The 25,281-nt window shown below is 59.4% G+C and carries 22 protein-coding genes; 13 read left to right on the forward strand and 9 right to left on the reverse strand.

Translation table 11 applies throughout. The annotated features are described in order from the left end of the window. Positions 1-175: 175 nt before the first annotated feature. Together ACYVGC_RS20605 and ACYVGC_RS20610 are read right to left on the reverse strand one after the other, a co-directional pair. Positions 176-3,205, reverse strand: coding sequence for an AsmA family protein (locus ACYVGC_RS20605; RefSeq protein WP_460585748.1), 3,030 nt, complete (start codon positions 3,203-3,205; stop codon positions 176-178). Between the two features lie 180 nt (positions 3,206-3,385). Next, entirely contained in the window at positions 3,386-5,011 is a 1,626-nt protein-coding gene (locus ACYVGC_RS20610; protein ID WP_460585749.1) for a carboxylesterase/lipase family protein, read from the reverse strand. Positions 5,012-5,262: 251 nt separating this feature from the next. Here ACYVGC_RS20610 and ACYVGC_RS20615 point away from each other — a divergent pair, with 251 nt between their 5' ends. Beyond that, positions 5,263-5,712 (forward strand): DUF7674 family protein, encoded by a 450-nt coding sequence (locus tag ACYVGC_RS20615; protein WP_460585750.1) that lies wholly within the window; start codon positions 5,263-5,265, stop codon positions 5,710-5,712. A 127-nt stretch (positions 5,713-5,839) separates the two neighbouring features. Here ACYVGC_RS20615 and htpG read toward each other — a convergent pair whose 3' ends face one another. The 3 genes from htpG to ACYVGC_RS20630 form a co-directional block, all read right to left on the reverse strand. Next, a complete protein-coding gene (htpG, locus tag ACYVGC_RS20620; protein ID WP_460585751.1) occupies positions 5,840-7,669 on the reverse strand; it encodes a heat shock protein Hsp90 family protein in 1,830 nt (609 codons plus the stop codon). A gap of 94 nt (positions 7,670-7,763) precedes the next feature. Then, on the reverse strand, positions 7,764-8,294 hold the full coding sequence (locus tag ACYVGC_RS20625) for a hypothetical protein (protein ID WP_460585752.1): 531 nt from the start codon (positions 8,292-8,294) through the stop codon (positions 7,764-7,766). Positions 8,295-8,431: 137 nt separating this feature from the next. Beyond that, positions 8,432-8,908, reverse strand: coding sequence for a hypothetical protein (locus tag ACYVGC_RS20630; protein ID WP_460585753.1), 477 nt, complete (start codon positions 8,906-8,908; stop codon positions 8,432-8,434). Between the two features lie 216 nt (positions 8,909-9,124). On the opposite strand from ACYVGC_RS20630, the gene ACYVGC_RS20635 reads away from it, so the two are divergent. The 5 genes from ACYVGC_RS20635 (at position 9,125) to ACYVGC_RS20655 (ending at position 13,648) form a co-directional block, all read left to right on the forward strand. Further along, entirely contained in the window at positions 9,125-9,466 is a 342-nt protein-coding gene (locus tag ACYVGC_RS20635) for a hypothetical protein (RefSeq protein WP_460585754.1), read from the forward strand. Between the two features lie 261 nt (positions 9,467-9,727). Next, positions 9,728-12,193 carry a TonB-dependent receptor gene (locus tag ACYVGC_RS20640; RefSeq protein ID WP_460585755.1) on the forward strand — a complete coding sequence of 822 codons (2,466 nt, stop codon included), beginning with the start codon at positions 9,728-9,730 and terminating at the stop codon, positions 12,191-12,193. A 144-nt stretch (positions 12,194-12,337) separates the two neighbouring features. Next, positions 12,338-12,724 (forward strand): hypothetical protein, encoded by a 387-nt coding sequence (locus ACYVGC_RS20645; protein WP_460585756.1) that lies wholly within the window; start codon positions 12,338-12,340, stop codon positions 12,722-12,724. A gap of 118 nt (positions 12,725-12,842) precedes the next feature. Then, positions 12,843-13,283: a DUF6526 family protein gene (locus ACYVGC_RS20650; RefSeq protein WP_460585757.1), complete on the forward strand. Its 441-nt coding sequence runs from the start codon at positions 12,843-12,845 to the stop codon at positions 13,281-13,283. A 62-nt stretch (positions 13,284-13,345) separates the two neighbouring features. Then, positions 13,346-13,648, forward strand: coding sequence for a DUF4286 family protein (locus ACYVGC_RS20655; RefSeq protein ID WP_460585758.1), 303 nt, complete (start codon positions 13,346-13,348; stop codon positions 13,646-13,648). A 159-nt stretch (positions 13,649-13,807) separates the two neighbouring features. On the opposite strand, the gene ACYVGC_RS20660 is transcribed toward ACYVGC_RS20655, so the two are convergent. The 3 genes from ACYVGC_RS20660 to ACYVGC_RS20670 are packed head-to-tail and all read right to left on the reverse strand — an operon-like array spanning position 13,808 to position 16,951. Continuing rightward, positions 13,808-15,862 carry a prolyl oligopeptidase family serine peptidase gene (locus ACYVGC_RS20660; RefSeq protein WP_460585759.1) on the reverse strand — a complete coding sequence of 685 codons (2,055 nt, stop codon included), beginning with the start codon at positions 15,860-15,862 and terminating at the stop codon, positions 13,808-13,810. A gap of 20 nt (positions 15,863-15,882) precedes the next feature. After that, positions 15,883-16,077: a hypothetical protein gene (locus ACYVGC_RS20665; protein WP_460585760.1), complete on the reverse strand. Its 195-nt coding sequence runs from the start codon at positions 16,075-16,077 to the stop codon at positions 15,883-15,885. A gap of 52 nt (positions 16,078-16,129) precedes the next feature. Next, complete coding sequence (locus ACYVGC_RS20670; RefSeq protein ID WP_460585761.1) at positions 16,130-16,951, reverse strand: hypothetical protein; 822 nt, start codon at positions 16,949-16,951, stop codon at positions 16,130-16,132. A 99-nt stretch (positions 16,952-17,050) separates the two neighbouring features. On the opposite strand from ACYVGC_RS20670, the gene panD reads away from it, so the two are divergent. The 5 genes from panD (at position 17,051) to ACYVGC_RS20695 (ending at position 21,551) form a co-directional block, all read left to right on the forward strand. Next, entirely contained in the window at positions 17,051-17,398 is a 348-nt protein-coding gene (gene panD, locus ACYVGC_RS20675) for an aspartate 1-decarboxylase (protein ID WP_460585762.1), read from the forward strand. An 82-nt stretch (positions 17,399-17,480) separates the two neighbouring features. Beyond that, positions 17,481-18,527 (forward strand): lysylphosphatidylglycerol synthase transmembrane domain-containing protein, encoded by a 1,047-nt coding sequence (locus ACYVGC_RS20680; RefSeq protein ID WP_460585763.1) that lies wholly within the window; start codon positions 17,481-17,483, stop codon positions 18,525-18,527. A 174-nt stretch (positions 18,528-18,701) separates the two neighbouring features. After that, complete coding sequence (gene rfaE2, locus ACYVGC_RS20685; RefSeq protein ID WP_460585764.1) at positions 18,702-19,184, forward strand: nucleotidyl transferase family protein; 483 nt, start codon at positions 18,702-18,704, stop codon at positions 19,182-19,184. Positions 19,185-19,293: 109 nt separating this feature from the next. Next, complete coding sequence (locus ACYVGC_RS20690) at positions 19,294-20,457, forward strand: acyl-CoA dehydrogenase family protein (RefSeq protein WP_460585765.1); 1,164 nt, start codon at positions 19,294-19,296, stop codon at positions 20,455-20,457. A 167-nt stretch (positions 20,458-20,624) separates the two neighbouring features. After that, positions 20,625-21,551: an AraC family transcriptional regulator gene (locus ACYVGC_RS20695; RefSeq protein WP_460585766.1), complete on the forward strand. Its 927-nt coding sequence runs from the start codon at positions 20,625-20,627 to the stop codon at positions 21,549-21,551. Positions 21,552-21,733: 182 nt separating this feature from the next. Here ACYVGC_RS20695 and ACYVGC_RS20700 read toward each other — a convergent pair whose 3' ends face one another. After that, positions 21,734-22,807, reverse strand: coding sequence for a patatin-like phospholipase family protein (locus ACYVGC_RS20700; protein WP_460585767.1), 1,074 nt, complete (start codon positions 22,805-22,807; stop codon positions 21,734-21,736). 126 nt (positions 22,808-22,933) lie between these two features. On the opposite strand from ACYVGC_RS20700, the gene ACYVGC_RS20705 reads away from it, so the two are divergent. Both ACYVGC_RS20705 and ACYVGC_RS20710 read left to right on the forward strand, forming a co-directional pair. Further along, positions 22,934-23,929 carry a Rossmann-fold NAD(P)-binding domain-containing protein gene (locus ACYVGC_RS20705; protein WP_460585768.1) on the forward strand — a complete coding sequence of 332 codons (996 nt, stop codon included), beginning with the start codon at positions 22,934-22,936 and terminating at the stop codon, positions 23,927-23,929. 41 nt (positions 23,930-23,970) lie between these two features. Next, positions 23,971-25,248 carry an AAA family ATPase gene (locus tag ACYVGC_RS20710; RefSeq protein WP_460585769.1) on the forward strand — a complete coding sequence of 426 codons (1,278 nt, stop codon included), beginning with the start codon at positions 23,971-23,973 and terminating at the stop codon, positions 25,246-25,248. Positions 25,249-25,281 lie beyond the last annotated feature (33 nt).

Raw genomic sequence — 25,281 nt, forward strand, 5'->3', positions numbered from 1 at the left:
CGGATTTATCGGATTCGTCGGATTTTGGTGACGATTTTGGGGCCGATTCAAGCGTTCACAAAAAAGGCCCGTTACTACGGGCCTTTTTTGTGCGTTGCAATAATCAAACGGAGCGAGTTGAAAAAGGAATTGTCCCCAAAATCCGATGAATCCGATAAATCCGCGGTTCAGACATTTACTTCTTGGTCGTGTCAACCGGCGCGGGCGCGGTGGGCTTCTTGCGGCCGCCAAACAGGCTGTTCAGCCCCGCGCCAATGGCTTGCTTAGCCTTTTCCTGGGCTTCGAGTTTCTTCTTCTGAATCTCCAGGTTTAGCTGTTCCTGCGAGTTTTGCTGGGTGGTGGCGGTGGCTTTCTGGGTGCTGTCAGTCTTGGCTTTGTTCTTGGTGGCCAGGCCCAGCAGCGCGTCGGTGAGCTTGGTTTTCACCACGTTGGTCACAATGGCTTTGCCCTGGTCCTTGAGGCTGCCGCTGGTCAGCTTCACCACCGGGCTGGCCATGCTGCCGCCAATGTTGAGGCCCAGCGTCACGCGGTCGGTACCCTGGATGTTTTGCACGCCCGTGAGTTGCGTGAGCTTGCCGCTCAGCGCGTTGCCCAGCTTGCCGGTGGGCGCGTTGATGGCCGTTACGTACGAGAGCACGCCGGCCAGGCTGTTCGAGCCGCCCACGGTCATTTTCACGTCGCCGATGTTCAGGTCGAAGGGCTTCACCAGGAAGTTGCCGTTCACAATCTGGGCGTCCACAATCTTGTTGAGCACTTGCAGGTTTTTGAGCTCGGGCAGCGTGGTGAGGCTCGAAATCTGCGACATTACCGGCGACTGCAACACACTGGCTTTCACGATGTCAAACAAGCCCTTGCCGCTCAGCGTGCTCAGCTTGGGCAGCATATCCTGGCCCATCTCGCCGCTCACGCTAAAGTTGGTGCCGAATATCCCCTGCACCTGCGAGGCCAGCGGCACTAGCGCCTTGATGGTGTTGAACGAGCTAAACGCTTTCTGAAAATCGAGGTTCTTGATGTTCAGCCCCAGGTCAAACTTGGGGTGCGCCAGGTCCTGGGTATTGTAACTGCCAGTAGTACCGAAGGTAGCCCCCAACGTGTTAAAGGTCAAATCTTTGAGCGTGGCTACTTCATTCTTCACCGTCACGGCCCCGCTGGCGTTGGTCAGCTTCAGGTTGTCGTAGGTCACGTTGTCCACCTTGCTGTTCAGCACCAAGTCGAAGAACTTCGGAATGGGCACCACGCCGTTGGCTTTGGCGGGGGCGGCCTTGCCGGTGGCGGTCGATTTCTCACTCACCGGGTCCACCATAAACTCGTTCACGTTGAAGTTGTGCGAGGTCACGTTCATCGTGCCTTTCAGCGCCTGGCCGGGCGTGAAGAGGTAGCCCAGGTAGTTGCTCACCGTGCCATTGGCCGCAAAGTCGGAGGTGCCGGCCGTGCCGTTCAGGCTCTGAATGGCAATCTGGTTGTTGTTGAACGTGCCCGCCGCGCTGCTGATGTTCACGCCCTGCGGCAGGTCTTTGCTCTTGTAGGTCACGTTCTTAGCCTGCACCGTGCCACTGGCTTTCACGTTCTGGTAGCGGCCGGCTTCCACGTCGGCCATGTTGCCGGCGGCGGCGATGTTGCCGCTCACCCGGCCCGTCACGGTCATGCCTTCGAGCGGGAAAATCTTGGTGATTTTGGTGAGGTCCACCGTGCCCTTCACGTTGGCGTCGAACACGGGCGCGTTGATGTTGTGGGCCGCCAGGCGGCCGTCGAGCGGCTCGCCCTCCAGCATCATGTGAAACTGGGGCAGGTTTACGTAGGTATCGTTCACCTGGCCAGTGGCGTTTACCACCGTGCCGCTCAGGTTAATATCCTCAATCGGGGCCGGAAACTTGTTCGATTTCACGTAGCCGTTGGTCATCTTGATGGCGGCGTTCACCACCGGCATCTGGGTTTTCGAGTAGGTGCCCTTGCCGGTGGCATCCACAAACAGCTGGCCGCGCATAGTGAGGCCGGCCACGGGGTACACTTTCAGCGCCTCGGCCAGGTTTACGTTGGCCTTCACGCGGCCGTCTACCTTCATGGGCTCCAGGCCGTCGATGGTCACGTTGCCATCCACGGGGTTGGTGCCCAGGTCGAGGTGAAACTTCGACACGTTGATTTTCACGTTGTTGGTGAAGCCCGAGGGGTTGTCCACCACCATCGCCACGTTGATGTTTTTGGCTTCCTGCGGCAGCTGCGGGTACTTGAAGCGGCCGTTGGTCACGGCCAGGTTCACACCGTAGCCGGGCATGCGCAGCTTGTTTTGCACGCCCTTGTAGTAGCCATTAAAGGCCACCTGTCCGCTCGCCGCCACGTCCTTAAACTGGGCGTTGAACACGCCCGGCACCAAGCTCAGGATGTTCTTAAAGTCGGTTTGCAAAGCCTTGAACGTCACGTCATACGTGATGTCCGTGGCATTGGGCAAGCCGATGGCCCCCGCGAAGCTGAACGGGAAGTCGTTGAGCTTCACCTGGTTCTCCTTGAACGTATAGAGGCTCTTGTTCAAATCCATGCTCATGGCGATGGCGGCATCTACTTGCTTATCAGTGAGATAGTCGATACCGGCGTAGTTGGCCGTGAGCTTGGCAATGGTGGTGTTAGAAGTGAGGTCGAAGATATTCTGGGCAAAATCGCCTTTGCCGGTGTGGTTCACGCCGCGCGCATCCAGGCTGAACGGGATGGTGCGGTCCTCATAGCGCAGGCGGCCATCGGTTATTTCCCAGCCCCGGATGGCCAGGTTCACGGCGCTCGTGTCCTGGCCCTTGGCCGCGGCGGCCGAGTCCGAAATCATAATATCCCAGTTGGCGCGCCCACTCTTGAGCACCTTCACCGAGAACTCGGGCCGGTCGAGGGCCACGCTCTTAATGTCAATCTGCTTGCCTTTAATGACGCTCATCAAATCGAGGCCCACCTTCAAATCGGGCAGGTACGCCAGCGTGTCGCGGCTGAACGAGTCGAGGCCAATCACGCGCAGGTTTTTGATATCCAGGCCCAAATCGGGAAACGTGCTGAGCAGCGTCACGCCGATATCGTCGGGGTTGTACTGCACCTTGGCGCGCACGCGCTGGGCAATCTGCTGGTCGGCCAGCGCCCGCAGCTTGTCCTTAAACAGGAACGGCGCGGCGACCAGCGCGGCCACCAGCAGCACGACAAACACCAGAAAACCAAGCAGAATTTTACGCATCGGAGAAGCTAAATAAGGACGAGGGGCAAAAGTAACCGTCCAGTCAATTTCACTTTAACGCGAAAATGAAGCCGAACGCACCCCGCCCCCGCATTTTTTCTGCCAACCGCCGCACTTCATCCACCAAAAAGCCCCGTTGCCAGTGGGCAACGGGGCTTTTCAGGCAGCGTGCCTCAGGCACTACTTCGCCGCGAGCTGCTCCAGCAGCAGGTAGCGGGCGCGCGTTTGGTCGGCTTCGTCTTTAGTCGTCACATCGAGGCGTAACAGCTGCCCGGCGGCACCTTTGCTAGCTTTGGGCCAAGTGGGCAGGCCCGCGCCGTTCGGGTTGCCGGTTTTAATGAAGTTGGCGAAATACGCCTGCATCGTTTTCGATACCTGGTAATCATCGGGCGTCCAGGCATATACCTTGTTGGTGGCCAGGTTGCCCATCGCATACTCAATCTCGGCCGAGTGCACGGCGCCCTTGGCGGGCGGGGTGGGGGCGGCCGTGCCGGTCCCCTTTACTACGCCGCCGGCCAGGCCGGCGGTGGCGTTGCCCATTTCGGGCGTCATGGCCGGGCGCGGGCGGGCGTAGAGGTAGCGGTACACCGGCTGGTCGCCAGTTTGGCCGTGCATATCGGCCCATTTCCAGGTACCGTAGGCGATGAAGCGGTCGCTGGCCAGGTCGGTAGCGGCTTGCTCTACTTGGGCATCGGTGGCGGCGGGGTAAAGCTTCAGCACGTCGGCGGCGCGGTCGCCGTATAGCTTTTGCACAGCGGCGCGGTAGTTCTCCAAAGTGGGCGCAGCTTGGCCTAACAGGCCCTGGTAGCCACTTTCCTGCGAGTTCCAACCCACCAGCAGCGGTACGGACGCCTGGCTGGCCGAGGCAAAAATCTCGGCGGGCGGCCGGGGCAGGAAGTACCCATCCACAATGGCCGAAAAACGAGGGGCGGTTGGCTTGCCCGTGGCCTCCAGCACCTGCTGGGCCGACAGCGCCCGCAGGGCGGCCAGCGAGCTAGCCCCCAGGCTATTGGCAAAGGCCACCCCGGTTTGCTCGGCCTGCGCCAGCGTGGGCAGCGGCTGCAAACCCAGCAGCGAGCCGCTTTCGCCGATGGCGCCGGCTAGCAGGTTTTTGGCCAGCGGCGAGGCCATTTGGGCGCTCACCGAGTACGAGCCCGCCGACTCGCCGCCAATCGTAATGTGCTCGGGGTCACCGCCGAAGGCCGCAATATTGTCCTTCACCCAGCGAATAGCGGCCGCTTGGTCGAGCAGGCCATAATTGCCCGAAGCGTGCTTGGGCGACTCCTTGGTAAGCTCAGGATGAGCCATGAAGCCGAATACGCCCAGGCGGTAGTTCACCGTCACGGTCACGATGCCTTGCTTGGCCAGCGCCTCGCCGTCGTAGCGCGGCTCCGAGCCATCGCCAGCCACAAAGCCGCCGCCGTAGAAGTATACCAGCACCGGCCGCCGCTCCTTGGCCGCCTGCGCGCCCGTCCACACGTTGAGGTAGAGGCAGTCCTCGCTCACGCCGTTCGAGCGAAAATTCATGTCGCCAAACAGCGGCAGCTGCATGGCGCGCGGGCCAAACTGGGTGGCCGGCCGTACGTTGGTCCACTTCGGGGCCGGCTGCGGGGCCTGCCAACGGCGCTCGCCCACGGGCGGCGCGGCATAGGGAATACCCTTAAACTCGTGGATGCCGCTGGCGGCGGTGGCACCAGCCAGCCGGCCGTTGGCCACTTGCACCTGGTTGTGGGCCAAGTCGGCGGGCTTTTGGGCTAGGGCCGCCGTGGCCAGGAAGAGGGTGGGAATACAGAGAAGTTGTTTCATGCTGAAAGGTAGGACGCTTGTCGCCATTGTTGCGGGTTTCGCGCAAGTAGGAAACGGCCTTGATATCAGCATCATTCGGAGACTATCGAAGGGCGCCAACAAAACCACTAGATTCACATTCCGGTAGGACTACGCCCCGCCGATATTCAACTTCCGGTTTCAGTAATACTTCGTCAATCCAGTCACTTCAGCTACCTGTCACTACGGGCCAAAGGCAGCTTGACAAAGTAAATGTCAATTACAATTTCCCAATGATACCTCAAGCTTTTAATACTGAATTTAGCCTTGGCCATGTTGACAGGTTTTTTTTAGCCCTTACTTCAACTGACAAAGAATTAAGGGACCACTTCGACAAATACCTTCATGATGAATATGATGAAGAATTCCCGGAGCGGTTGAGCTACTTAGACATGGCAGAAATTGCAAGATTCCTTATTGACAGAGTAGAAGCAGGACAAACGAATTTTTTTCAGGACTTATTTACACAAATGGAAATAATCCTGTTAAACTGTGATAGCTATGTCAATGAATTGATGATTATTGGATTGTTCGAGAGTATTCAAAACAATTGCGGCCACAAAAAAATTGATTATCACCAGGGTTTCGACAAGTGGCTGAATCCTATTTCAAAGCAAAAGTGGGACGTTCTAATTGACTTTTGGGAAGGAATCGATTGGAGAGAGAAGAGTACTGGTTTGTAGCATTTAATACGACCATTGTACGTTAGAATTAACCTGCCATTTGAAAAAGCTAAACGCCCTTCCGGCCATGCGGCCAGAAGGGCGTTTAATTATTGAAAACACACTTGTAAGGTCAGTGCCCAGCTGCTTACAGCAGCTCGGTGCTACGCTTCACGAAGGCCGTGAGCGCCTCACCTTTCAGCAAGCCTTGCGTGAGCAAAGCCAAGTCGAAGGCTTGCTTGGCAATGGTTTCGCCGCCGTCGGCGAGCACCTTGGCCACTAGCGGGCTGTTGGCGTTCACGGTTACGTCAAACGAGTCGGGCATGGCGCCAAACATCTGCATGCCGCCGCCGCCGCCGGTGCGCTGCATGTCTTTCATGCGGCGCATAAACTCGTTTTGGGTGATGACCACCGGCGCATCCTGCGGCGAGAGGGCCGCCACTTTGACGTGCATGGCCGGGTTACTGATGGCGCTGGTGAATACTTCGCTCAGCTTGGTCTGGTCGTCGTCGCTGAGCACGCTGGCCGGGGCTTCGTCCTTCTCAATGAGCTGGCTGGCCGTGGCCGCGTCCACGCGCTTAAACGTGGTTTTCTCCAATTTCTGCTCCAGCTGGCCAATGAAGTGTGGGTCCAGCATGTGGTCGAGGCTCAGCACGTCGTAGCCGCGCTCCTGGGCGGCGGCCACGAAGCCGTGCTGCTGCTCGGCATCGGTGGTGTAGAGCACCACGGTGTTGCCGTCCTTGTCCTGCTGGTTGGCCTGCACGTGCTCAGTGTACTCGGTGAGAGTACGCAGGGTACCGTCCACGCTTTTCAGCAGCACAAAGTCCTTGGCGCGCTCGTAAAACTTCTCGTCCGAGAGCATACCGTACTTCACAAACAGCCCAATATCAGCCCATTTCTCTTCGTAGGCGGAGCGGTCCTTGCGGAACAGCTCGGCCAGCTTATCGGCTACTTTTTTGGTGATGTAGGTGTTGATTTTGCGCACCGCCGCGTCGGCTTGCAGGAAGCTGCGCGACACGTTGAGCGGAATATCGGGCGAGTCGATTACGCCGTGCAGCAGCATCAGAAACTCGGGTACCACGTCCTTCACCTCGTCGGTGATAAACACCTGGCGCGAATACAGCTGAATCTTGTTGCGCGAGAATTGCAGCTCGTCCTTCACCTTGGGGAAGTACAAAATACCCGTGAGGTTAAACGGATAGTCTACGTTCAGGTGAATCCAGAACAGGGGCTCGTCCATGCTCATGGGATAGAGCTCCTGGTAGAACTTCTTGTAGTCCTCGTCGGTGAGGTCGGCGGGCTGCTTGGTCCAGATGGGCGTGGTGTCGTTAATCAACTCACCCTCAAACTCAATCGGCACCGGCAAAAACTTGCAGTACTTGGTGAGGATGGTACGCAGGCGGGCTTCTTCGAGAAACTCGTCGGAATCGTCGGCCACGTGCAGCACCACGTCGGTGCCGCGCTCGGCCTTGGCGTGCTCGCCGGTGGGCTCGTCGATGGTGTACTGGGTCGAGCCATCGCAGGTCCAGTGCGCGGTCAGCGTGTCGTCTTTGAAGGACTGCGACCAGATTTCCACTTCCTTCGACACCATAAAGGCCGAATAGAAGCCCAGGCCGAATTGCCCGATTATCTGGTCTTTAGCCGTAGCATCGGTTTCCTTGTACTTCTCCACAAACTCGGTGGCCCCGGAGAAGGCAATCTGGTTGATGTACTTCTTGATTTCCTCGGCCGTCATGCCCAGGCCGTGGTCCGACACCGTGATTTTGCGGGTTTCTTTGTCCACGGTCACGCGCACTTTCAGTTCGCCCAGCTCTCCCTTAAACTCGCCTTGGCGGGCCAGGCTTTGCAGCTTCTGGGTGGCATCGACGGCGTTGCTGACCAGCTCGCGCAGGAAAATTTCGTGGTCAGAATACAAGAACTTCTTGATGATAGGGAAGATGTTCTCGGTATGAATGGAGATGGAGCCGGTTTCGGACATCGGAGAGGAATAGCTTGGTGAAACAATAAAAGGCTGACTAACAGGCAGGGCCTGCTAGCCAGCCCTTCGTTTCAAAGGCTGTTCCAAGGTGCGGTTAGCTGTCAGGTTGGCAGTCGGCGCGCTCGCGGCGCTGGTAGCGGACGCGGGGCTCGGCCGCTACGCTGGGGGCATCGGGGGCACTACCGCAGCCAGCGGCCCACTCGGCAAACAGGGCGGGCAGCCGAGGCGAATCATCAGTAAGCCAGGCCATTGCAGCCTCCGCATTCGCAAAAAACTGCACGTCAAACGGAATAATTTTATCCACTGCGGCCAGCAAGCCCTCCAGTACGTGCTGGTTGTAGATGCGCTGGCCCGAGAGCACCACCACCATCTGCCGCAGCGGCAGCTTGAGGAGCGAGGGTATAAAGCTGGTGCTCAGCCACAGCTGGTCATACACAGGCACATCGGGCAGGGCATTGAGGTCCAGCACCACGCGGCCCACGCCGAGGTAGGTGAGCACGCGCTGCAGCTGCGTGAAGGCCCGCTGAAAGTACCGCATGTTGCGGCCACCCACCCACGACACCCGCGCCACATTCAGGAACTCGTCATTTTGTATGCAAAATTCTCCTATTTTGTTGATAATCATAAACTTATCCTACCTTCATTTTTAGTGGTGGCAATTGGCGGGGTGCCAGGATAGCAGCGGAGCGGCACATATACGGCCACGAACTTAAAATGGACGTAGCTGCACTTAAATTTAAGTAACAGCTATACTTTAAACTGTCAGGGGAGGCGGCGGTATTCCACCTCTTCCGTTACGCCGGGCAGCTCCTCGCCCACCAGAAACTCCACTACCAACTTGCGCCGGCCCACCTGCACCAGGCGCTGGTGGTCGAACGACGAGCCGCCCGCTGTGGCCGAGCTCTGGGCAAAGAGCGTTTTGTTCTGAACGGAATACGTGCCGGTTTCATTGCGAACGGGCTGGCCAAGGCGCGCAATGCTGAACGCGTAGGTGCCATCGGCCCGAAACGTGACTCGCAGGCGGGATGTTCCCGCGGTCACCTCCCGGTTGAGGGCGGCCACCTCGGGGTTGTCCATGCGGGCCAGCAGCTCGGGGGCGGCTCCCTGGTCGGTTACGAAGCTGATTTGGCGCAGCTCCCACTCCCCCAGCAACGCCGCCGGCACCTGGGCGCGGGCCTGGCGCATGAGCAGTACCAAGCCAGCCAGCAGCCATAACCTACGCCAAAAAGCAGAGTACATGAGGAACTATATAGAATGAGGCCGACAAGATACGCGGCTAGCCGAGCATTAATCTATGCTAGGAGCTGTGCGTCAGGATTTAGCCCGAAAAGGCCTGCTTTGTAACATTGTTGCAATAAACTAACATTAGGCGGGTGCTACTCCGTAACTTTGCGGGGCCGATGCAACCATTGCGCGGCAGTAGTCTCTATCTAGGTAGAGCTTATTGGTATTCCCGTGTTACGGCCCATCCTCCGCCCCTACCTCGCCCTGCTGCTGCTGCTCTGCCTCGTGCGGACGCTGCTGCCCGAGGCGTGGGTGCTGGCGCTGCACACCCACGGCCACACCACCGAGCTAGCCGCCGCCCGCCGCCCCACCGGCAAGGAGTTGGCCAGCCCCAAGCACACCCACTGCCACACCGAGCAGTTTTACAATACGCCCTACACAGCGGCGTTGCCGATACGCATACCGCCGCCGCGGCTGCGCGCGCACTACCAGCCGCTGGCCGTGCCGGCCCAGCTGGCTAGCCTGGCAGCGGTGCTGCGGAGCACGGCCCTGCGCGGCCCCCCACTGGCGTAGGCTGCCCTGGAGGGTGGCCGCTTACTCGCCGTTGCTTATCTTTTAAATTCACAGGTTATCCGCCTGACTATCAGCCTTCACGGCTGACCTTACCCGCTTGCCGCCCGGCCCCACTGGGCCCGCCGTCCCGGTTTTTCTCTGGTTTGGTTTTAGAGAAAATGTGAACATACCCTGGCTCCTGGCTGGGGTTTGTTTGCGGGGCGGGGTGCGGCGGGCCGGGTAGTGCGGCGCGGTAGCCTCCCCTTCATTTCGCGGTTTTTTATGCTTCGTACCTCTGTACTAGTGGTGCTAGCCAGCACGTTCACTTTATCGGCGGGCGCGCAGGTAGCCCCGGCTACTGCTACTCGCGGCCGAGCCGCCGCCACCTTCGCCGGCCGCCTCACCGATGCCGGCACCGGCCAGCCTTTGCCGGGGGCCAACGTTATTTTTCCCGACCTTAAGCAGGGCGCGGCCACCGATGCCGACGGCCGCTTTAGTTTCGCCAACCTGCCCCGCGGGCGGTTTTTAGTGCAGATTACTTCGCTGGGCTACAACACGATAACCCAAACCATCGATACCGGCACCGGTCAGGCCCTCGACCTTAAGCTCACGCCCGCGGCCACCGAAATCGGCCAGGTAGTAGTCACGGGCGTGAGCCAGGCCACCGAGCTGCGCCGCTCGCCGGTGCCCACCACAGTGGTGGACCGCACGCGCCTCAACCAGACGTCGGCCACCAACATTATCGACGCCATTGCCCACACGCCGGGCATCAGCCAGATTACCACCGGGGCGGCCATTAGTAAGCCTGTCGTGCGTGGGCTGGGCTACAACCGCGTGGTGACCCTGAACAACGGGGCCAAGCAGGAGGGCCAGCAGTGGGGCGACGAGCACGGCATCGAGATTGATGAGTTTAGCATCGACCGGGCCGAGATTATTAAGGGGCCGGGCTCCTTATTATATGGCTCCGATGCCATGGCGGGCGTCATCAATTTCCTGGCCCCCGAGCCCATTGCGGAGGGCCACATCACGGGCTCGGCCACGGCCAACTACCAGACTAACAACCGCCAGCAGGGCTACTCGCTGGAGAATGCGGGCAACCTCAACGGCCTCAACTGGCTGGTGCGCGGCACCCGCAAGGTGGCCGGCAACTACCAAAACCGCTACGACGACCACGTTTTCAACTCGGGCTTTAATGAGTGGAACGCCAATGGCTACCTGGGCCTGAACAAAAGCTGGGGCTACTCGCACCTCACCTTCAGCACGTTCAACCAAAACCTGGGCCTCGTGGAGGGCATCCGCGACAGCCTGAGCGGGCGCTTTATGCGCGATGTGGCCGTGGGCGGCCAGGTAGAATCGCGCATTGTGAGCGACGGCGAGTTGCGCGGCTACGGCCTCACCGAGCCCCGCCAACTCGTTAACCACCTGCGCTTTGGCACCGACAACAGTTTTGTGGTGGGCCAAAACGGCGGCCGGCTTACGCTGCAAGTCAACTACCAGCAGAACCTGCGCCGCGAGTACGGCGACGTGCTGAACCCCACCGAGCCGCAGCTCTACTTCCAGCTGCGCACCGTGGACTACGCCCTGCGCTACTTCGTGCCCGAGTTTGGCGGCGGCTACAACCTGGCCGTGGGCACCACCGGCCTGCGCCAGCAAAACCGCAACCTGGGCACCGAATTCCTCATTCCGGCCTACAATATGACGGAGGGCGGCGTGTTTGGGGTGCTCAAAAAGTCGTTTGGCGGGCTCGACCTCAGCGGCGGCCTGCGCTACGACGTGCGCCGCATTTCGGCCCAAAGCCTGTACCTCGACGGCAACGAGCAGCCCACCGCCCCCACCACGCCGGGGGCCGAAACCAAGTTTCCGGGCTTCCTCAGCACGTTTAATAACTACAGCGGCAGCCTGGGCGCGGCCTACAACCTCAGCGACCGGCTCACGGTGAAGGCCAATATTTCGCGGGGCTTCCGGGCTCCCAACATTGCCGAGCTGGGGGCCAACGGCGTGCACGAGGGTACCATTCGCTACGAGGTAGGCCAGCCTGGCCTCCAGGCCGAAACCAGCTTACAGGTAGATGCGGGCGTAAGCTACACCTCTGACCACGTGCGCTTTACGGTAGATGCGTTTGAGAACAGTATCAGCAACTACATTTTTGCGCGGCGGGTGCTGAACCGGGCCGGCACCGACTCGCTGGTGTCCACGGGCCCCGATATCGGCCTCTTCAACTACGTGCAGGGGCAGGCGCGGCTGCTGGGCGGCGAGGTCACGCTTGACTTTCACCCCCACCCGCTCGACTGGCTGCACTTCGAAAACTCGTTTGCCATGGTGCGCGCGCGCCAGCTCGACGTGCCCAGCGAGCAGCAGTTTTTGCCCTTCATCCCGGCCGACCGCCTGCAAAGTGAGCTGCGCGGCAACTTCCGCCGCCAGGGCAAGCGCCTGACCAACGTGTACGCTCGCTTTCAATTGGAGCAAACCTTCGCCCAAAACCGCTTCTTTGGCGCGTTCGACACCGAAACAGCCACGCCAGCCTACACCTTGTTTAATGCCGGCGTGGGCACCGACGTGGCCGACGCCAAGGGCCGCACGCTGTTCTCGCTCTACGTCACGGCCAACAACCTCTTCGACGTGGCCTACCAAAGCCACCTCAGCCGCCTCAAATACGAGCAGCTCAACTACGCCACCGGCCGGCGCGGCGTGTACAACCTGGGCCGCACGCTGAGCGTGAAGCTGGTAGTGCCGCTGGCGTTTAAGTAGAACGCGGAACGCAGATGCCTTGGCATTACTTGGCCAAATAACTATTTTTCAAGGCGATAGAGGAAGATTAATCGGCGCGGGCCGAACTATCCGGCGGCCCTTGCGTTGAAGACGCGGCCACAGTAGCTGGCTTTAATTTATTCTATGAAAAAGTTATTTTTTGGGGCCGTGTTCGCCCTGAGCGCCCTGGTTGCCACCTCGGCCCACGCCCAAACCACCACTGCCGACCCAGCGGTTGCCACGCCCCAAATGGTACAAAGCACCCAATCGACCTACGAGCAGCAGCGCGACCAGCGCAAAGCGGCCGACCAAACGGTGGAGGACAACCGCCGCCAGCTGAAGCAGCAGCAAAGCCAGACGCGCGAGCTAAAAAGCCAGATGCGCCAGCAGCGCGAGCAAGCCAAGCAGCAAAACGAGCAGCTGAAAATGGCCAAGCAGCAGGAAAAAGTAGCCTCGCAGCAAGAAAAAGCCGCCAAAGAGCAAATGAAAGCGGAAAAAGCCGCCGAGAAAGCCGCTCGCAAAATGCAGTAGACCAGCCACCGGCGCAAGCAATTGCTCGGCTTTTGTTAAAAAGCTCCGGCCCCGGCCGGAGCTTTTTTTGTTTTGGCCGTATGCTTGTTTTTACTCACGCCGCTCGCCTTTTCGCCCTATGGCTGCCAAAAACCCTGCTAAATACTACCCACTGCACCATTTTGTGGTGCTGCCCCTCGCGCTGCTGATGGTGGGCTACACCATCCGGCGCTACGTGGGCGTGGCCGGCGACGACTCCGAAATTGCGCGGCTCTGGTTTTCGCTGGCCGCCGTTACGCTGCTCTTTTTTGTGGCCGTGGTGATGCTGCGTCAGCATTACGCCCTCACGCTGCAAGACCGTATTGCCCGCCTCGAAGTGCGCCAGCGCTACTTTGAAGTAAGCGGCCAGCGCTTCGCTTCTTTAGAGAAAGAACTGAATATCAAGCAGATACTAACGCTGCGCCTCGCCGGCGACCAGGAATTACCCGCCTTAGCCCAAGCTACGGCCAAAGAAAAGCTAACGCCCAAAGACATCCTAGCTCGCATCAACGACTACCAGTTTGACACCATGCGCGTGTGAGCCCAAGGCGACAGACTAGTGGGCCGCCAGTTCTGAATTACCGAACCACCAAGCTGCTTTTTATGATTCTTTACAACGTCACCACCAGCCTCGAACCCAGCATAGCCGACGAATGGGTAGCCTACATGCGCGAGCACCACATGGCCGAAGTAGTTGGTACTGGGTGCTTTATCAAAAGCACCCTGCTGCGCCTCCTCAATGAGGAGGATGGCGGCGTCACGTACGCCGCCCAGTATTTCAGCGTCAGCCTCGAACAGCTGGAGGCCTACCAGGCGCACTTTGCACCCGCTCTGATTCAGGAAATGGATAAGCGCTTTGCCGGCAAGTACCATTCCTTCCGCACCACGCTGGAAGTGGTGGAATAACCTTTATGTAAGAGTGTAAGCTCAAAATTGAACGTCATGCTCATCTGGCGTCCGCTTGTTGAAGCAGTTCTACCACGCCAGTAGGTTACTAACCCAAACGGCGTGGTAGAACTGCTTCGACAAGCGGACGCCAGATGAGCATGACGTTCAATTTTGACTTTATTTCACCGACTCCCCCATCTCAAACAGTGTGAAGCTCCACACATCGGCCCACTCGGCTATCTGGAGCTGCGTGCTTTTGCCCGCGCCGTGGCCGGCATTCACATCGATGCGGATAAGGGTGGGCGCGTCGCCGGCCTGGTCGGCTTGCAGCTGGGCCGCGAATTTGAAGGAGTGCGCCGGCACCACGCGGTCGTCGTGGTCGGCGGTGGTAATGAGGGTGGCGGGGTAGGCCGTACCGGGCTTCAGGTTATGCAACGGCGAGTAGCTGAGCAGGTTACGAAACTGCGCCTCGTCGTCGGAGGTGCCGTACTCGGGAGCCCAGTTCCAGCCGATGGTGAATTTCTGGTACTTGAGCATGTCCATGACGCCCACGGCGGGCAGGGCCACGCGGCACAGCTCAGGGCGCTGCGTCATAATGACACCTACTAGCAGGCCGCCGTTCGAGCCACCTGCAATAGCCAGCTTGGCGGCGCTGGTATAACCTTGATTGACAAGTGTTTCAGCGGCGGCGACAAAGTCGTCGAACACGTTTTGCTTATGGGGCGTCATTCCCGCCTGGTGCCAGGCCTCGCCGTATTCGCCGCCGCCGCGCAGGTTGGGGATGGCCAGCACGCCGCCCTGCTCCAGCCACAGCAGCCGCGCCACCGAGAAGCCCGGCGTGACGCTCACGTTGAAGCCGCCGTAGGCGTAGAGGTAAGTGGGGTTTTGGCCATCGAGCGCCAGCCCCTTCTTGTGAGTGATGAACATGGGTACCTGCGTACCGTCCTTGCTGGCGTAGAACACCTGGGTGGTCATATAGTCAGCGGGTTGCACGTCCACGGTGGGCGCTTTGAACACCGTGCTCACGTTGGCCACCGGGTCGTAGTGGTAGATGGTGGTCGGGTACGTGAACGACGTGAAGGCGTAGTACAGTTCGCGGTCGGTGCGCCGCCCGCCAAAGCCGCCCGCCGTGCCAATGGCCGGCAGCGCCACATCATGCTGGTGCTCACCCTGTTCCGAATATACCCGCACCCGTGAGCTGGCATCGTGCAGGTAGGTGGCCAGTAGGCAGCCCGCCGCCTGGCTGATGCCTTCGAGCTTCTCCGCAGTTTCGGCAATAACATCTTGCCAATCAGCAGCTTGCCCAGGGCACACGCGCACGATGCGGTAGTTGGGCGCGTGGTCGTTGGTGTAGAGCAGCAGCTCGTCGCCGAGGCTGCCGATTACGCTGGTGTCAAACGCGTAGCTGGGCTGCACGGTAAGCCAGGTGGCGGCTTGCGTGGGGTTTTGCAAGTCGCGCACCAGCAGCTGGTTGCCGTCGCTTTTGCCATCGGTGAGGCTCAGGCAGAGCCAGCGCTCGTCCTCCGTCACGTCGGCAATGCGGAAGCCCAAGGCCATTGCCGGGTTTTCGTACACCAGCTCGTCGGCGCTTTGGAGCGTGCCCAGGCGGTGGTAGTACACCTTATGGAACTCGTTTTTGCCGGCCAGCGCGGCCTCGCCGGGCCGGGGCGCATCGTAGGCGCTGTAGTAAAAACCCTCTTTGGCCCAGGCCACGCCTGAGACTTTCACCCAGTCGAGCGCATCGGGCAGGGGCTGGCGGCTGGCCATGTCGAGCAGCCGGATTTGCTGCCAGTCGGAGCCGCCGCCGCTGGTGGTGTAGGCCAGGTAGCGGTGGTCGTTGCTGAAATGCAGGCCCGTGAGCGCCGTAGTGCCATCAGCCGAAAACTGGTTGGGGTCGAGCAGCACCGCGGCCGCGTCCAGGGGCTGGCCCACCGGCACGGCGTACACCACGGCCTGGTTTTGCAAGCCATCATTCTTACTAAAAATCAGTAGGTTACCCTCCTGGCTCGGCACGCCGTAGCGCTCGTAGTTCCAGAGCTGGGTGAGGCGCTCGCGCAGCTTATCGCGAAATGGAATCTGAGCCAGGTAGTCGAAGGTCACCTCGTTTTGGGCAGTTACCCAGGCGGTGGTTTCGGGGGCGTCGGCGTCTTCGAGCCAGCGGTAGGGGTCGGGCACCTGGGTGCCGAAGTAGGTGTCGGGCTGCGGGTCGCGGTGGGCGGCGGGATACGTCAAAATAAAGAGCAATAAAGAAGCTACGGGCCGGGCACCACCTTGGGCGCAGGGTGTTCCAGCGTGGGCGACTCGGTGAGAATGTGCTTGTTAGACACGGCATTGGCGCGCACGGCCTCTTTGCGCTCCGGCGCGCGGGAGGTGGCAATGCGGCAGCCGGCCGCCAGCAGCAGCCCCGCCAGCACCAAGCCCATGCGAAGAATAGAAATGCGCGTCATACACCGTAAGAATAAGCAGCGGGGTTGGATGTTTAGCCCCCGGCCCGCGGGGTCAGGCATCGGGGGTGGTTTCGTTGGCTTGGCGCAGGGCCTCGGCCACTCGGGCGTTCACGAGCGCCTCTATCTGCTGGCGCTGGGCAGCCGTGAGGTCGGAGCCAGCGGCGGGGGCCGCCCGGCGCAGCTGCCGCAGCTCGCGGCCCAGGCTCAGGCGTAGCATAGCGTACAACACCAGGCTTAAAATACTTAAAATCAGCGCTAACGGCGCAAAAATCCGGTTAAGCAGCGGCTCGGCGGCAGCAGCCGGAGCCAGCGCGGTGGGGTGGGCGGCGGGGCCCCCGCTGGCCTCGGCGGCTTCGGCGGGGCCGGCCCCGGTGCCCGCCTCAGTTTCGGCCTGGGGGGCGGGCGTGGGGTCGGTGGGCGGCAGGCCGGTTTGAACGTAGTCGGTCAGCTTTTTTTCGAGCGCTTGCAGGCCGGCCAGGCGGGCTGGGTCACGCTGGCGGGCGGGCGAGGCCTTCAAGCGGCTGACAATGGCCTTAACCAGCGCCGCCACGCGGGCCGGATTATTCTTCAACCCCTTGTATATCTTGCCTTTACCCTCAATAGGCAAGTACAGTACTGAGTAAATGCGCAGGCTATCGGGCCGCAGGCTGGCGGCCAGGCCGGCCAGGTTGCCGCCCTCGCAGCGCAGCGTGCGCTGCAGCTGCGGCCGGCCAGCGTCGGCGTACACGTAGCGGGCGGTGGCGCACCAGATTTGCACCTTGGCCTCGTCGAGCGAGGGCTGGCCGAGGGGCGTTTGGGCGCGGGCGGCGGCGGGGGCCAGCAGCCCGGCCGCCAGCAGCAACAGGCACCAGGGGCCGGCAAGTCGGTTTTTCATATTACAGGAGAGCAGAGGCAGATGGGGACCGGAAAGTACGACGCGCCCCCGCCCCCGCCAAGGGGCGGTTATCTTTGGGGGCTTTTATAGTTTTTAGGTATGCACATCGAAGTTCTCAAGTCCAAAATTCACCGGGCCAAAGTAACCCAGGCCGAGCTGCACTACGTGGGCAGCATTACCATTGACGAAGACCTGCTTGACGCCGCCAATATGGTGGAGAACGAGAAGGTAACCGTGGTGAACGTCAACAACGGCGAGCGCCTCGAAACCTACACCATCAAGGGCGCGCGCGGCACGGGCATGATTTGCCTCAACGGCCCCGCCGCCCGCAAGGCCGCCGTGGGCGACATCGTCATCATCATCTCCTACGGCTTAGTTGATTTCAAGGAGGCCCGCGCCCACCAGCCCACCATCATCTTCCCCGACCAGCACAACCGGCTGGGGTAAGCTATTAGCTGATGGCTGTTAGCTATTAGCTTTTTATCGAACGAAAGCTAAAGGCTAACAGCTATTAGCTAACAGCTAAAAAATGAAGCACTTAGTTACCATCCTCAAGTATGCCCTGCTGCTGGGGATTTCGGGCGCGCTGATGTGGTTTGCGGTGCGCGGGCAAGATTTGTCGCGCATTGGGCACTACATCCGCACGGCCAACTATTTCTGGCTCTCGCTTACGCTCGTTATCTCGGCGCTGGGCTACTTCAGCCGCGCCTTCCGCTGGCAGATGCAGCTCACCGCCTCGCGCACGCCGGCCCCGTTCTGGACCGTGTACCACGCCATGATGGTGGGCTACCTCGCCAACCTGGTACTGCCGCGGGCCGGCGAGGTTATCCGCTGCTCGGTGCTGCGGCGCACGGGCGGCGTGCCGGTGCAGGTGGCGCTGGGCACCGTGGTTACGGAGCGCGTTATCGACGTGGTGGTGCTGCTTAGCTTGCTGGGGGCCACGTTGTTGCTCGATTTCAACACCTTCTGGGCCTTTGCTACCGACAAGCTTTTTGGGGGACAGTACGATGCCCTGGCCCGCAACCGCACGCCCCTGCTGCTAGCCGCGCTGGGCGGCTTGGTGCTGCTGGCTGTGGCCGCCTACACGCTGGTGCGCAACTTGGAGCGCCTGCGCCAAAACGCCCTTTTCAACAAGGCCACGCTGTTTGTGAAGGGCCTGCTGGCCGGCGTGTTCAGCGTGCTCAAGCTCGAAAACAAGGGCCTGTTTCTATTCCACACGCTATTTACCTGGAGCGTGTATTTCTTCACCAACTACATCGCCTTTCTCTGCTTTCCCGAAACCCACGGGTTGGGGATGAAAGCCGGCCTGGCGGTGCTCACCTTCGGGGCGTTTGGCATGGCCGCGCCGGTGGCGGGCGGCATTGGGCCGTTTCACGTGCTGGTGCAGGGTATTTTGCTGGCCTACGGGGTTAATAAGGAAGCGGGCATTGCCTACGCCCTGGTGGTGCACGGGGCCCAAACGCTACTGGTGGTGCTGATGGGCGGCATCAGCTTCGTGGCCGTGGCCGCCGCCGACAAAGGCAGTGTAGTAGCCGAAGCCGAAGCCCTGGCCGACGAACCGCTAACCACGGAGTGAGTTCATAAAGACTTAAGAAAAACGTCTGTCATTGCGAGCGCAACGCAGTGGAGCGTGGCAATCGCACCAGCACGATACCCGCACGACAATTTTCTGATGCGATTGCTTCGCGCTGCTCGCAATGACAGACGTTTTTGGACAAGCCGTAGAATCACTAACTGCTAACTTAAACCCATGACTGCCGATAAAATCCTAACTCCCACGCAGTTGCCGGCCACGCTCGCCGCTTGGCGCGATGCCGGCGAGCGCGTGGTATTCACCAACGGCTGCTTCGATTTGCTGCACCTGGGCCACGTCGACTACCTCGAAAAGGCCCGCGCCCTCGGCACCCGCTTGGTGGTGGGCCTCAACACCGATGCTTCGGTGCGCGTGCTCAAGCCCGGCCGGCCCTTGCAGGACGAAACCGCCCGCGCCCGCATTCTGGCCGCGCTAGCCTTTGTGGATGCCGTGGTGCTATTTGGCGAGCCCACGCCGTTGCAACTCATTGAGGCCGTGCAGCCCGATATTCTGGTGAAGGGCGACGATTATGCCGTGGCCGGAATTGTGGGCCACGAGCTGGTGTTAGGGCGGGGCGGGCAGGTGCTCACCGTGCCGCTGGTGGCTGGCTACAGCACCTCCAACATTGTTAAGAAGATAACCGACAGCCTGAAACCCTAACTACTCGGCACGCCTACTAGTTAGCGCAACCGTTTTAGGGCCGAATAACGTATTTTTGCAGTCTACCCTCCTCCTCTCCCACCCTATCCCCCACCCCAGTATTTTGGAAATGACCACTTCGACGGCCACGGCCTCCCCCTTCCAGCTCACCGAAGAGCAACTGGCCGTGCAGGCCGCCGCCCGCGACTTTGCCCAAAGCGAGCTGTGGGAAGGCGTGATTGAGCGCGACGAGCACCAGAAATTTCCCGCCGCCCAGGTCAAGCGCATGGGCGAGCTCGGCTTCATGGGCATGATGGTGAGCCCCGAGTACGGCGGCTCGGGCCTCGACACTATGAGTTACGTGCTGGCGATGGAGGAAATCTCCAAAGTCGATGCCTCGTGCTCGGTTATCATGTCGGTTAATAACTCGCTGGTTTGCTGGGGCTTAGAGCAATACGGCACCGAGGAGCAGAAGCAGAAGTACCTGCCCCGCCTGTGCTCGGGTGAAATCATTGGCGCCTTCGCCCTCTCCGAGCCCGAGGCCGGCTCTGATGCCACCAGCCAGCGCACCACCGCCGAAGACAAAGGCGACTACTACCTGCTCAACGGCACCAAAAACTGGATTACCAACGGCACCACCGCCTCGGTGTACCTGGTTATTGCCCAAACCAACCCCGAGTTGAAGTCGCGCGGCATCAACGTGCTGATTGTGGATAAGGACATGCCCGGCTTCATCCAAGGCCCGAAGGAGAACAAACTCGGCATTCGGGGTTCTGATACCTGCTCGCTCATGTTTACCGATGTGCAGGTGCCTAAGGAAAACCGCATCGGGGCCAATGGCTTCGGCTTTAAGTTTGCCATGCAGGTGCTGGCGGGCGGCCGCATCGGCATTGCGGCGCAGGCGCTGGGCATTGCCTCGGGCTCGCTGGAGCTGAGCATCAAGTACGCCAAGGAGCGCAAGGCGTTCGGCGTGGAGATTGCCAAGCACCAGGCTATCCAGTTCAAGCTGGCCGACATGGCCACTAACATCGACGCCGCTCGCCTGCTGTGCCTGCAAGCTGCCGCCGACAAAGACAACCACGCTGACTACGCCAAGAGCGGGGCCATGGCCAAGTTGTTTGCCTCCAAAACGGCCATGGATTCGGCCGTGGAGGCGGTGCAGATTCACGGCGGCTACGGCTTTGTGAAGGAGTACCATGTGGAGCGCTTTATGCGCGACGCCAAGATTACCCAGATTTATGAAGGAACCTCGGAAATTCAGAAAATCGTTATATCCCGCGAAATCCTGAAATAGCACTCTGCCGCCCAGTAAATTCGCGAAGTTGTACGGAACCCAGGCCAAATCGGTCTGGGTTTTTGTTTTTGTGAATTTTTTTTAGAAAACATTGTAGTAAACGGTAGTAACTTGAGCCACTTTTGCGGGTGACCGAAGCGACCTTTCCTATAATGAAAACAACGTAGATGGAAGACTATAACAAAGTAATTGAATCGCTGGGTGTGCGGTTCATTCGGGCCAAAAACCTGGTACTGAGGCAAGCATTCACGGTGCGCAACGCCTATGATGTGGGCAATAACATTATTCTGCTGCACCAAGGCAAAGTAATCTTTGGGGAAGACGAGCAAACGGTGGAGGAAGGCGAACTACTTTTCCTGCCCGGCGGGCGGGCTACGCGCGTGGGCTACGGCGAAAGCGCTACCACCCGCGTCATTTCCAACGATGATTTAATCACGAACAAAGACCGGTTTTTTACCTCCAACGACAAGCTCGATTTCATTGGCGATGCTGAGGAAAGCCACAGCTTCGTGTCGTTTGAGGCCAAGGTGTTTGACTCGGTCAACTTCTTCGCGTCGCTCGACGTGCCGGCCTTCATCATTAAGGGCAACTCGAAGCTGGCCAACCTGGTCATCAAAATCATTGAGGAGTCGCTGCAGGACCTGCCGGGCCGCGAGCGCCTCATCAACATCTACACCGAGAACCTGGTGGTGGAAGTGGTGCGCTACATCCTGCGCAACAACCTGTTTGTGGAGCAGTTAGCCACCAACAGCACTTACTTCAAGGACCCGCGCCTCATCGACTTGTTCAACTTCATTAAGGAGAACCTGAGCGGCGACTTGTCCAACAAGGTGCTGGCTACGGTGGCCAGCGTGAGCGAGGACTACGTGGGCCAGTACTTCAAGATGCTGACCAACATTAACCCGCAGGATTACATTGAGTATCAGCGCATGGAGCGCGCGGTTTCGCTGCTACGCACCACCAAGAAAAGCATCCGCGACATCGGCAAAGAAGTGGGCTACAAAGACACCGCCTACTTCTGCCGCCGCTTCAAAATGATGTTCGGCATTCCGGCCGGCAAGATGCGCCGCCGCGAGACGGCCATGAACATCTAATCGCAGATTTAGACAGATTACGCTAATTTCGCTGATTCCAACGGGCCTTTGGTAGGCTGGTGAGCAGGTTAAAATTGGCAGCTTAAAGACCTGTATTCGTTGCGTTTGGTTAGCCAAATGCAACGAATACAGGTCTTTTTACAAATACTTGTTGGTGAGTTGATTATAGATTTTCGAGAAATTTAGTGGGCAGCTTGCTGGCGGCTGAAGAAGGCTTGTACGCCCTGGCGGCCGCTGGCCAGCAGTTGCTCTTTTTGCGCGGCGGAAATGCGGCGCACCTTCGGCCCATAGCCTAGGGTGCTGATACTGATGGTGCGGGGCCAGTCAGTGGGCAGGGCGGGGTTGAGGTTTTCGAGGGCCACGGTGTAGAGCGCCCCGATGTAGGACGGAAAATCGTGGATGTCGTACGGGGCCAGGGCCGGCCGGCCGGTGGGCAGGGTGTCGAGGGCTATCTGCTCGGCGCGGTCGAGGCGCAGGCCCAGGGTTTCGGGGTTGGCGGTGGTGCCAGGCGGCAGGCCAGCGGGCAGGTAGCGGGGCAGGTCGAACATGTGCAGCGGGTAGTTGGCTAGCAGGCCACCATCGACGAGCACCTGCACGGGCTGGCCGGCTTTGGGCTTGCCTTGAATAACTTGATTATCAGCATCGAGCAGCACGGCCCGGAAGTACAGCGGGATGCTCATGCTGATGCGCACGGCATCGGCCACGCGCATGGTGGGGTGAGTTTCGTAGCTGAATACTTGGGTGCATTGCCGGGTGAGGTTGGTGCCGGTGGTGTAGAGGTCGCGGTAGTGGCCGGGCTGCGCCAGGGCCAGCGCGTGCAGCTCGGCCAGGGTGAGATTAGGACGCTGAGTCTGGCGGCCTACCAGCTCGCAGAGGTAAGTGGCGAGCTGGTTGCCGCGGTACCAGCCAAACTGACGTAGCAGCCGGCTGCCACCCCCGATAAAGATGAAGCGGCCGTCGTTGAGCCGTTGTACAGGCGTGCGGTTGATGATATCGGTAATGGCCGCGGGTGCGTAGCCCACCGCTAATAGTGCCGCCTGAATGGCCCCCGCCGAGGTGCCCCCCACCCGCGTAATGGAAGCCAGCACACCCTGCCGCTCCAACTCCTGCAAAGCCCCGCCGTAGGCAATGCCCCGAATGCCGCCGCCTTTCATGATGAGGTTGCGGTAGAGCGGAATCGCGGGCTGGGCGTGGCCGGGTAAGGGCACACTAATTGAGGCTATCAGGCTGAACATAAGCAGTAAGCGGGTAGTCATAGGCTCTAAATATATACCGCTAGGGTCAGCCGGCCTTGCGCGGCCAGGCAAACCCGGCCCCTGAGCCGGGCCGTATCTTTGTAGCCTGCTGCTCTCCTTCCCCTCCCGCTCACCCCCAGCCTGCTCATGACTACTTCGCCCAGCGAACATACCCCCCCTGCTCAAACACCCGGCAACGTCCTCGTTATTGGGGCCTGCGGCCAGTTGGGCCTGGAGCTCACCGCCGCCCTGCGCCAGCGCTACGCGCCCGAGGCCGTGGTAGCCGCCGACGTGCGCCCGCCCAAAGACCCCGCAGCCCTAGCCGGCGGCCCCTTCGAGCTGCTCGACGTGCTCGACCAGCCCCGCCTGGAGGCCCTGATTGCGCAGTACCAGCCGGTGCAGATATACCACCTCGCCGCCCTGCTGTCGGCCACGGCCGAGAAGGACCCAATGTTTGCCTGGAAGCTGAATATGGATGGCTTGCTGAACGTGTTGAACCTGGCCGTACAATACCGCGTGCCGCAGGTGTACTGGCCCAGCTCTATTGCTGTGTTTGGGCCCGACACGCCCCGCGAGCACACGCCCCAAACCACCATCATGAACCCCAACACGGTGTATGGCATCAGCAAGCTGGCCGGCGAGCAGTGGTGCGAGTGGTACCACCGCCACTATGGCCTCGACGTGCGCAGCCTGCGCTACCCCGGCCTCATCGGCTACAAGAGCCTGCCCGGCGGCGGCACCACCGACTACGCCGTGGATATTTACCACAAGGCCGTGGCTGGCGAGGACTTCGAGTGCTTCCTGAAGGCCGACACCTACTTACCCATGATGTATATGCCTGATGCCCTGAAGGCTACGCTTGACCTCATGCACGCCCCGGCCGAAAGCATCAAGGTGCGCACCAGCTACAACCTGGGGGCCATGAGCTTCTCGCCCGCCGAGATTACCACGGCCATCCAGCAGGAAATGCCCGGCTTCCGGGTGAGCTACGCCCCCGACCAGCGCCAGGCCATTGCCGACTCGTGGCCCGCCAGCATCGACGACACGGCCGCCCGCCAGGACTGGGGCTGGGCCCCGGAGTTTGACTTGGGTAAGATGACGCGCGACATGTTGGTGCATTTGCGCGAGCCGGTAACGGCGTAGATAGGCGGATTACCTTCGCTTCAAAACTTCATTGCCTTTTTATGGCTGATTCAGTCGAAACGCCTGCTACTCATGTGTCGCCCTACCTCAAGCAGGTGCGGGTGCGGGACTATCCGCCCTTGCGCGATGCGAAGGTGGACTTTAAGCCAGGACTGAATATTATTATCGGTAAGAATGGAGCGGGGAAAACGCGGTTTTTGACGCTGACAAAGAATTTAGCAGACATCTACAATGGACGTCATACCGATGGCCTTGGTTGTGAGCTTATTATAGCCGGCCAGTATGAATTGAAGGTTGCATTTGTAGAGCAAAATGATTCTACAGAAGACGACTTGACTAGACTATTAGGCCCCATGCCATTACTAGCTGCCGTCTCTTATGGCTCGGAGACAGTACATGAAACCAATCTTTATACAGCTATTGATGAACTGGTAGATGACCGACTTTTTCTTTATACGGTCGTCTTGGTTCAGCATGGGATACCTACTTCCCGATTACCTATTATAGATGAGAGTGTCGAACTACTGGTAAGAATAGTACTCCGGAAGATGGCTACTAGCATAGTACTGGATAATGAGGCTAAAAACTTGAATGCGGTTGAAAGCCAGTTTGTCCAAGAACTATTAGGTGTAATTATGCGCGCAATTCATGGGCAGCTTAATGAGCCTAAGCACCTGTTTACTATTACAACCGATGGAGCGAAAGAAGGAATAGCGCAAGCAATTGACGATTATCTCAGCTTGCTGAATAATTACTTACCCTTGTATTCGCCCCTTAAAGCGGTCAGAAGGAGTGAGTTCTTCCAAATTTATTATAATTCAGTTCAGGGCGATTTGATAATAAAAGGACTGGTACTGGAATACCAGATAGGAGAAGACTGGCTGCCTTTCAGCGCCTTATCAGATGGGACTAAACGACTTTTTTATCTTATCATAGAAGTTTTATCCCCACTTGGAGCACGGCGTAGCCAGCCCAAAATTATCCTGATAGAGGAGCCAGAATTAGGCGTACATCCTCACCAACTGCATCTGCTACTTAACCTCATTCGTGAGGTGTCCCGTGAGCACCAGGTAATTCTGACTACGCACGCGCCGCAGGTGTTGGATATGCTGGGCAAGAAAGAGTTGGACCGCATTAGTGTTTGTGAAGCCACTACCAAAAAAGGCACACAGTTCCGCAAGCTAAGCCGGACTAAGCAGGCGCAGGCGCGCATTTACATGCAGGAAACTGGCTTTCTGAGTGATTACTGGCGCTATTCTTACTTGGAAGGCGATGTGAGGTGGTCGGGTGCAAATGGACACCGAGCTAAGGTAGGTTGAAAAGGTAGTGAAGTTCGATTTCGAGCGGGGTGC

The organism is Hymenobacter arcticus (assembly GCF_054779975.1).

What these genes read in the sequence shown, in the direction of transcription:
- ACYVGC_RS20605 (WP_460585748.1), bottom strand. Translation starts at nt 3,205, where the DNA reads ATGCGTAAAATTCTGCTTGGTTTTCTGGTGTTTGTCGTGCTGCTGGTG.
- ACYVGC_RS20610 (WP_460585749.1), bottom strand. Translation starts at nt 5,011, where the DNA reads ATGAAACAACTTCTCTGTATTCCCACCCTCTTCCTGGCCACGGCGGCC.
- ACYVGC_RS20615 (WP_460585750.1), top strand. Translation starts at nt 5,263, where the DNA reads ATGATACCTCAAGCTTTTAATACTGAATTTAGCCTTGGCCATGTTGAC.
- htpG (WP_460585751.1), bottom strand. Translation starts at nt 7,669, where the DNA reads ATGTCCGAAACCGGCTCCATCTCCATTCATACCGAGAACATCTTCCCT.
- ACYVGC_RS20625 (WP_460585752.1), bottom strand. Translation starts at nt 8,294, where the DNA reads ATGATTATCAACAAAATAGGAGAATTTTGCATACAAAATGACGAGTTC.
- ACYVGC_RS20630 (WP_460585753.1), bottom strand. Translation starts at nt 8,908, where the DNA reads ATGTACTCTGCTTTTTGGCGTAGGTTATGGCTGCTGGCTGGCTTGGTA.
- ACYVGC_RS20640 (WP_460585755.1), top strand. Translation starts at nt 9,728, where the DNA reads ATGCTTCGTACCTCTGTACTAGTGGTGCTAGCCAGCACGTTCACTTTA.
- ACYVGC_RS20645 (WP_460585756.1), top strand. Translation starts at nt 12,338, where the DNA reads ATGAAAAAGTTATTTTTTGGGGCCGTGTTCGCCCTGAGCGCCCTGGTT.
- ACYVGC_RS20650 (WP_460585757.1), top strand. Translation starts at nt 12,843, where the DNA reads ATGGCTGCCAAAAACCCTGCTAAATACTACCCACTGCACCATTTTGTG.
- ACYVGC_RS20655 (WP_460585758.1), top strand. Translation starts at nt 13,346, where the DNA reads ATGATTCTTTACAACGTCACCACCAGCCTCGAACCCAGCATAGCCGAC.
- ACYVGC_RS20665 (WP_460585760.1), bottom strand. Translation starts at nt 16,077, where the DNA reads ATGACGCGCATTTCTATTCTTCGCATGGGCTTGGTGCTGGCGGGGCTG.
- ACYVGC_RS20670 (WP_460585761.1), bottom strand. Translation starts at nt 16,951, where the DNA reads ATGAAAAACCGACTTGCCGGCCCCTGGTGCCTGTTGCTGCTGGCGGCC.
- panD (WP_460585762.1), top strand. Translation starts at nt 17,051, where the DNA reads ATGCACATCGAAGTTCTCAAGTCCAAAATTCACCGGGCCAAAGTAACC.
- ACYVGC_RS20680 (WP_460585763.1), top strand. Translation starts at nt 17,481, where the DNA reads ATGAAGCACTTAGTTACCATCCTCAAGTATGCCCTGCTGCTGGGGATT.
- rfaE2 (WP_460585764.1), top strand. Translation starts at nt 18,702, where the DNA reads ATGACTGCCGATAAAATCCTAACTCCCACGCAGTTGCCGGCCACGCTC.
- ACYVGC_RS20690 (WP_460585765.1), top strand. Translation starts at nt 19,294, where the DNA reads ATGACCACTTCGACGGCCACGGCCTCCCCCTTCCAGCTCACCGAAGAG.
- ACYVGC_RS20695 (WP_460585766.1), top strand. Translation starts at nt 20,625, where the DNA reads ATGGAAGACTATAACAAAGTAATTGAATCGCTGGGTGTGCGGTTCATT.
- ACYVGC_RS20700 (WP_460585767.1), bottom strand. Translation starts at nt 22,807, where the DNA reads ATGACTACCCGCTTACTGCTTATGTTCAGCCTGATAGCCTCAATTAGT.
- ACYVGC_RS20705 (WP_460585768.1), top strand. Translation starts at nt 22,934, where the DNA reads ATGACTACTTCGCCCAGCGAACATACCCCCCCTGCTCAAACACCCGGC.
- ACYVGC_RS20710 (WP_460585769.1), top strand. Translation starts at nt 23,971, where the DNA reads ATGGCTGATTCAGTCGAAACGCCTGCTACTCATGTGTCGCCCTACCTC.